This is a genomic window from Pinirhizobacter sp., assembly GCF_035317885.1.
Classification (GTDB): Bacteria; Pseudomonadota; Gammaproteobacteria; order Xanthomonadales; family Rhodanobacteraceae; genus Pinirhizobacter.
Map to the genome: position 1 here is coordinate 1 of NZ_DATHFX010000207.1, position 6,408 is coordinate 6,408.

A 6,408-nucleotide genomic window follows, 5' to 3' on the forward strand; every position below is an offset into this window, starting at 1 on the left:
CCCAGCGAAACACCGCCGGTGAAGCGTTTTAGTGGCGCGCGGTAGAGCACTTCTTCATCTCGCGTGGTAACCGGATCCTGCTCGACACTGCGACGGAACGTATCAAGGTCGATCTGGTGATCGAGCAGTTCCAGGAAGAGCGGCCGGTGTACGCTGGTTTCCACCGTTTTCATGCCATTGCGTTCGCTGGCCACGGTGAGCCAGTCGATGCTCCCGTCAACCCGGTTGTCGATGATGCGGGTGGCGCGCCCTACCCCTTCGCCAGGATAGAAGAAGCGTTGCTGTTCGCCGTGGATCACGAGCTCCGAACCGCGGCGCCCGATGCTGCTGACACTGATGCCGGCGTTGTCGTGCAAGGCTTTGGACACCTCGGCCCAGTCCACTTGTCCAGGTGACTGGCGCGGCGCCGCACTGGGCGCCGCACTGCTGGCGGGCGCCGGATTGGTAGCCGCCACGCCCGCCGGAGCAGGATCCACCCTGGCCGTTTCGAAGGCCACGGGCTCAGGCGGCGGATCGTAAGTCTTTGGCGGATCCACATGATTGGCAAGGTTGCTATGCAGGTTCAGTGCCGCCGTGGCGACCTCGCCGCGCTCATATCCGAGGGTAAGATCGACATTGCGGTTCAAGCGGAATACCGCGCCCAGGTTCACCGGCGTGCGTTGCGGCTGGTTGTTGTTTTGCGGCTGGTGCTTGTAGTCGTTGCCGTCGACTTCAGCCTTCAGCAGCAGCCATCGAAGCGGCGACTGGTACTGCACACCACCGAAGAAGCCCGGCCGGCCGCGGAAGAACTTGTTGGTACTGAATGTGCCGGTGCCGGTTCCACCGGTAGGACGCGTGCTGAACCGATCGCTGATGAAATCGAACGGATTGGCGATATCGCCGCGTGCGCCCATGTAACCCCAGGCAAGGCCCAGGCTGAAGTCGAGCGGCCCTGTCCGCTTGCTGGCGACGAAATATTCGCTGGAGAACAAGCCGGTGCCGCCAATGTCGCGCGCGCCAACCGCCACGGCCGGCAACCAGCGGCTTTCTTCCCACAGCCTGATCTTGGCATCGATCGATTTGTCCTTATAGGTCTGGCTTCCGCTTAACGCCTTCGGCCCATACGGCCGATTGCTGACGTTGGTATAACGGAACGAGGCCTCCAGCCATGGCAACGGCTGCATCGACACGTTGTAGTTGGTGTACGGCGTGGTACGGCTGAGCACGAAACTGAATTCGCCCTCTTCGGCCATGCGCGCGGTCGGCGTCTGCAACAGGCCAACGCCGCCGAAATCGCTCTGGGTCGTGGCTTGCTGCGCGTATACGGATGGAATGCCGCCGACCAGCAAGGCCAGGCCGGCGCAATGCCAGCCCCGGCGTGCGAACCGCTTGGCGCGCACTATTGCCACCCTTCTTCACCCAGTGTCTGGGTGGCGAGGAAATCGGCGACATCATGGTTGAACCCATCGTCGGCCGCGCCGGCAATTGCACGTCGGTTGAAGGGCACATAGATCCATGCACCCGGCGCCAGGGGGAGCGGAGCGGCGCGATTCCACAGGGCGGCGCCCTGCTCGAACACGGCGCCATCGGGCTGCACGACATAGATCAGGTCAGGATCGGCGGCGCCGGAGGACGGGCACGAAGCCAGGTAGCGCCGTGCATCCTGCATCGGCACGAGGGGCAAACGGCAGGCCTTGCCCACCGCCCCCACCACCCGGATGTCCGCCGGACGCCGCGGATAGAACAGCGTATCGCCCTCGTGCACCGGCCAGTCATCGGAGGGCGTCACTTCCAGCCGGCCGGGATCGAGCGCGGCACCGGGGCGGCGGCCGGTGATCGGGCGCCCGGACAACCACGCCTGGAATGCGGCGCTGCCTTCGGCCAGCGGTGCGTTGTCGGCGGCCATGGCTTGTCGGCGGATAGCACCCAGTTCGTACACGAGGCCGGCACGCAGGCGCAGCTGTTCGCGTTGCAAGGCCGGCTGCAGCCAGGCCGCGCCCATGGCATACGCCGCGGGATCGACCCTGGCTGCCGCTGCCACCGCGGATAAACGGGCTCCGGACGGATAGACGGCCGGGCCGGGCTGGCCTACCGCACCCTCGGCATCGACCTTTATCGTTGCCTGCGCTTGCGCCACCGGCGGCAACGCGTGAAGGCCTAGTGCCAGCGCCAGCACCCACATGCGGCGCTTCACGACGCGGTCTCCCGGTAGGGCTGCAACTGGATCAGCTCGAGCGGGAACCCGGGCGCCACGTATTGCTTGCTCTTCCAGATGAACCCGTCATCCGGGTCGATCCAGTAATGATTGGTCATATGCATGCCCATGCCGGGCGCGGAGAGTTCTTCGTCGATACGACGCAGCCGGTGCACCGTGCCGAGGATCTCGATGTCCTCCAGCGCCCGGGGCTCCAGATGGGCCTGCATGACCACGCCGTAGCGGTAGCCGGGCGAGAAATCCATGCGCCGCGTGTAGTCGACGGGGCCATCTAGCCGTTGCAGGCCTGCCTGGAAGGGATTGCCCGACGGGAATACCGAATCATCCAGGTTCTGCGCCAGGCCGACGGTTTTCACCACCAGTCCGTCGCGAGTGAAGACGATATCGTGCCCGCCGCCGTACCAGCCCAGTTGTCCCTGTTTCACGCTGGCGAGAATAAGTATCGCCTCGCCGCCGGGTGCGTTCACCTGCAGCTGGAAATACGGCGTGGCGGCTACCGACGCCGCCGTGGGTTGCACCGTCTCCCCGCGCACGGCAAGGCGGACGCTCTCAAGGCTGCCGCGCGAGACCGACGAGCAGCCGGCGAGCAATGCCAGCGCCAGCGCCAGCCCACCGGGCAAGAAATGCCGTAGCGCGATGCACGCGCGTTTTTTCACAGGCCAGGCCAAGGTCGGTCAGGGGTCCGGTCGGGGATGATGTCGGGCAAATTAGGCGGCGTTACCGCCAGGACCAGACAAAGACAGCACTTCACTGGCGAGCCGGTTCCAATGCAGGACACCGGCACGTCCATGAACACTACATCACCGAACCAAACTGAAAACTGACTGAGGTAGCAAAAACACGCTTAGAGATAACGCAGCCAGCTGCTTACGCCCTGGTCTATCAAGGCGAACACGTGTTCGAACGCGATTCGCTCCTGGCGATAAGGGTCCGGCACGTCACTGCCACCGTCCCATCGACTGAGCATGAACACTTTGCCACTGGCTTCCGGCGCCATCCGGCCGATCTCGGCGACATGGCTTTTCTCCATGGCAAGAATAAGGCTGGACTGGCGCAGCAGCGCGGTGTTGAGCTGTCGTGCGCGGTGTTGGGCGCCATCGACGTCATGTTCCCGCAACAATTGCAGTGCCGTGGCATCGATGGGGTGGCCCGTCATGGCGCTGAGGCCTGCACTTGAGACTTCGCTGGCGTGGGCATCGCCCAGGCGCTGTCGCAAAAGGTATTCCGCGGTGGGGCTGCGGCAGATGTTCCCCACGCAGACGATCAGTATCCGTTCGAACATAGGTACTGCAATACTCCTGTTTCGGAGAAATCATAGACGATGGGCGCAATGAACATGCTGGCGATAGTTGATGATATGGTTGCAGGAGTAACCATTTTCCCGGCCACCATGACGCAATGCGCTTGAAACGGCCGGACACCGGCGCATGACGATCTGGCGCGCCATTACCAGCCTTGGCGACAGCGCGCTGCTGTTGCCGCTGATCGCGTGGATGGCGATCTGGCTATTCCTTCCTCCAACCTCATGGCGAGATGGTCGTCGCTGGTTGCTGGCCGTTGCCGTGTGCGGCGGCATCGTGGTGCTGTCGAAGTTGCTGTTCATGGCATGGGGCATCGGGCCGCCAGGCCTCAACTACACCGGCCTGAGCGGGCATACCGCGCTCGCGATCCTTGTCTGGCCCGCGTATGCCGGCGTGCTTGCACGCCATGGGTCCGTGCGGATCCGGACGATGGCGATCATGCTGGGCGCGCTGGTCGGTGCGGCCGTGGCGATATCGCGGTTGGCGCTGAAGGTGCACAGTCCATCGGAAGTGTGGCTGGGCGCGGTGCTTGGTTTTGCGGTGTCCGCCTGGTTCGTGGGCGGCCTGGCAGCTTCGGATGCGCAGCCGCAGCGACGAGGTGCGTGGCAGCTTCTGCTGCTGGCGGGCGGCGCACTGGTCATCGGACTTACCTGCTACGGCCGCGTGTTCCCTTCGCAACACGTGCTCCAGGATATTGCGGTGTGGCTAAGCGGGCACCCGAACGTCTTCACACGACGCATGCGATTAGGTTAGCGAGCCTTGATGCCATCGATCAGCCTCCGCAGCGATTGCATGTAGAAGGCTCGAAACTGAGCTTCGTCGTAACTGAAGCGACCACGGCATTGAGGCTGTCGTCGGAGCCAGCCACCGATATCAGCGCACCGCCAGCCAGGCTTCGCGCATGATCAACGTCACGCCCACTGCCACCATGATGGCGCCGATGCCCCGCGCAACGCGGTAACCGGCGGAGGCCAGCCGTTCGGCCGTGATGGCGGCGGTTACCGTGGCCATCACGCGAAGGTCCATGACGCCAAGGACAAGGAGCGCTGCCGTTTGCCCGGCACAGCACTGGGTGCAGCGAAAGCCGAGCTGCAAGCCATGTCGCCACGCCGCCAGGGTGCGGGCCGACGATGCGTTGGATGGGGAGTATCGGCAACAAGCCAGCCGGCGGGCCTTCCAGGCTGTGAATTGCAGCGCGCCGGCGGCCACCACAACCACGCCACCGGCAACCGGAACGGCCTGTGCCATCGCCGGTAACCGGGTTTGCGCCACCGCCATCGCCGCGCACAAGGGAAACACGGCCACACCCAGCACAACCCATATCGAGAAATAGCCCGCCCCCACCACCGATGTAAGCCAGTCGATCCGCGCCTGCCTGGCGACGCCCGTGGCCCTGCGATAACCCATCAGCATCGGTATCAGCGATGGCAGCATCATCGCCACCATCATCACCGTCCACATGGACATGAACGATGCGGCAAGACCGGGCCAGGTCTGTCCACACATGGGTAGCCACGCCATCGACATGGCCCAGCCGCCGGGCATCGGCATCCGGGCCATCCCGGGCATGGACAGGCACGCGTGGATGGTGACCGCCGCGCTTGCCGCGAATATCAGCATGCAGGTGCCGAGGAAAGCCCTGTCGGAAGCCATACGTTGCGGTGTCCTCGCCATGGTTGGGTACCTGGCGAGGGTAGGACCGGAAAAGCACAACGTGGGAGTGACAAGCGTGGCGGGATTCCCTCGGCTATCATGATGCGGGATCGATGTTATCTCTCTCAGCGGCCAGCTCCCATGACCATCGACTGCACCCACCTGGACACCATCAAGGACGTCACCCCCAGCGCCCGCGGGTGCGAGGAGTGCCTGAAGTCTGGCGGTGAGTGGGTTCACCTGCGCATCTGCCGCACCTGCGGCCATGTCGGTTGTTGCGATGATTCGCCCAACCGCCACGCGGCGAAGCACTTCCAGCACACCAGGCATCCGATCATCGAAGGCTACGATCCGCCGGAGGGCTGGGGGTGGTGCTACGTCGACGAAGTGATGTTTGACCTGAGCGACCGCATGACACCGCAGTTGGGCCCGATCCCGCGGTTCTACTGAAGTCCGCCTTCCCCATGGGTGGCATTATGTGGTTTGATTAAATCACACAATTTCACACACGAGGACCATCATGACCACGGCAGTCGTCGGACGATTTACGTTTGCAGTCATGATGTTGGCAGCCATGGGTGTCCACGCCACGGAATGGATGCCGGGCAAGCCGCCACTATCCACGCCCTGGACGGACAAGGTTCCCGTAGACCATCCCCTGCCCGAATATCCGCGTCCGCAGCTGACCCGGCCCGACTGGCAGAACCTCAACGGCTTATGGGAATTGGCCATCACCCCGCGGTCGGCCACCGAACCTGCCCAATGGCCGATGCAGATCCGCGTGCCCTTCGCTGTCGAATCCGCGCTCTCGGGCGTGCAGCGCCCGGTCGGCAGCGACCAGGCCGTTTGGTACCGGCGCACTATCGAGATCCCCGCGGATTGGTCCGGTCGGCATGTCAGGCTCAACTTCGGCGCCGTGGACCAGCAGACCACCGTGTGGGTGAACGGCAAACGGGCAGGCGAAACCCACGTGGGTGGCTACGACAGTTTCGGCTATGACATCACCGATGCACTCAAGCCCGGTGGCAACACCATCGTGGTTCGTGTCTACGATCCCACCGACGACGGCCAAGGCGCATTGGGCAAGCAACGGCTGAAGCCGGACGGCATCTGGTACACCGCCACCACCGGCATCTGGCAGACGGTCTGGCTGGAACCTGTGGCGCCGGTGCACATCGAACGCCTGGACATGACGGCGGACCTCGATCACGCAAAGCTCGCGGTGCTGCCGCACGTAGAAGGCGGCGCGGACACGAAGGT

The 6,408-nt window shown here is 64.0% G+C and carries 8 protein-coding genes; 3 read left to right on the forward strand and 5 right to left on the reverse strand.

Going from position 1 to position 6,408, the window contains the following annotated elements; genetic code table 11:
- The 4 genes from VK519_RS06450 to VK519_RS06465 all read right to left on the reverse strand — a co-directional run.
- Nucleotides 1-1,379 (reverse strand): YjbH domain-containing protein (locus tag VK519_RS06450; protein ID WP_324348358.1); only part of this gene is annotated, 1,379 nt, incomplete at its 3' end.
- A complete protein-coding gene (locus VK519_RS06455) occupies nucleotides 1,379-2,173 on the reverse strand; it encodes a capsule biosynthesis GfcC family protein (RefSeq protein WP_324348360.1) in 795 nt (264 codons plus the stop codon). The genes VK519_RS06450 and VK519_RS06455, both read right to left, overlap by 1 nt.
- Nucleotides 2,170-2,850 carry a YjbF family lipoprotein gene (locus VK519_RS06460; protein WP_324348362.1) on the reverse strand — a complete coding sequence of 227 codons (681 nt, stop codon included), beginning with the start codon at nucleotides 2,848-2,850 and terminating at the stop codon, nucleotides 2,170-2,172. The genes VK519_RS06455 and VK519_RS06460 overlap by 4 nt, the downstream gene beginning before the upstream one ends.
- 188 nt (nucleotides 2,851-3,038) lie before the next feature.
- Nucleotides 3,039-3,476 (reverse strand): low molecular weight protein-tyrosine-phosphatase, encoded by a 438-nt coding sequence (locus VK519_RS06465; protein ID WP_324348364.1) that lies wholly within the window; start codon nucleotides 3,474-3,476, stop codon nucleotides 3,039-3,041.
- A gap of 145 nt (nucleotides 3,477-3,621) precedes the next feature.
- On the opposite strand from VK519_RS06465, the gene VK519_RS06470 reads away from it, so the two are divergent.
- Nucleotides 3,622-4,248, forward strand: a complete 627-nt coding sequence (locus VK519_RS06470; RefSeq protein ID WP_324348366.1) for a phosphatase PAP2 family protein — start codon at nucleotides 3,622-3,624, stop codon at nucleotides 4,246-4,248.
- Between the two features lie 120 nt (nucleotides 4,249-4,368).
- Here the strand turns inward: VK519_RS06470 and VK519_RS06475 are convergent, their stop codons facing one another.
- Nucleotides 4,369-5,148, reverse strand: a complete 780-nt coding sequence (locus VK519_RS06475; protein ID WP_324348367.1) for a DUF2182 domain-containing protein — start codon at nucleotides 5,146-5,148, stop codon at nucleotides 4,369-4,371.
- Nucleotides 5,149-5,289: 141 nt separating this feature from the next.
- Here VK519_RS06475 and VK519_RS06480 point away from each other — a divergent pair, with 141 nt between their 5' ends.
- Both VK519_RS06480 and VK519_RS06485 read left to right on the forward strand, forming a co-directional pair.
- On the forward strand, nucleotides 5,290-5,598 hold the full coding sequence (locus VK519_RS06480) for a UBP-type zinc finger domain-containing protein (RefSeq protein WP_324348369.1): 309 nt from the start codon (nucleotides 5,290-5,292) through the stop codon (nucleotides 5,596-5,598).
- Nucleotides 5,599-5,668: 70 nt separating this feature from the next.
- Nucleotides 5,669-6,408 (forward strand): sugar-binding domain-containing protein (locus tag VK519_RS06485; RefSeq protein ID WP_324348371.1); only part of this gene is annotated, 740 nt, incomplete at its 3' end.

What these genes read in the sequence shown, in the direction of transcription:
- VK519_RS06480 (WP_324348369.1), top strand. Translation starts at nt 5,290, where the DNA reads ATGACCATCGACTGCACCCACCTGGACACCATCAAGGACGTCACCCCC.
- VK519_RS06470 (WP_324348366.1), top strand. Translation starts at nt 3,622, where the DNA reads ATGACGATCTGGCGCGCCATTACCAGCCTTGGCGACAGCGCGCTGCTG.
- VK519_RS06475 (WP_324348367.1), bottom strand. Translation starts at nt 5,148, where the DNA reads ATGGCTTCCGACAGGGCTTTCCTCGGCACCTGCATGCTGATATTCGCG.
- VK519_RS06465 (WP_324348364.1), bottom strand. Translation starts at nt 3,476, where the DNA reads ATGTTCGAACGGATACTGATCGTCTGCGTGGGGAACATCTGCCGCAGC.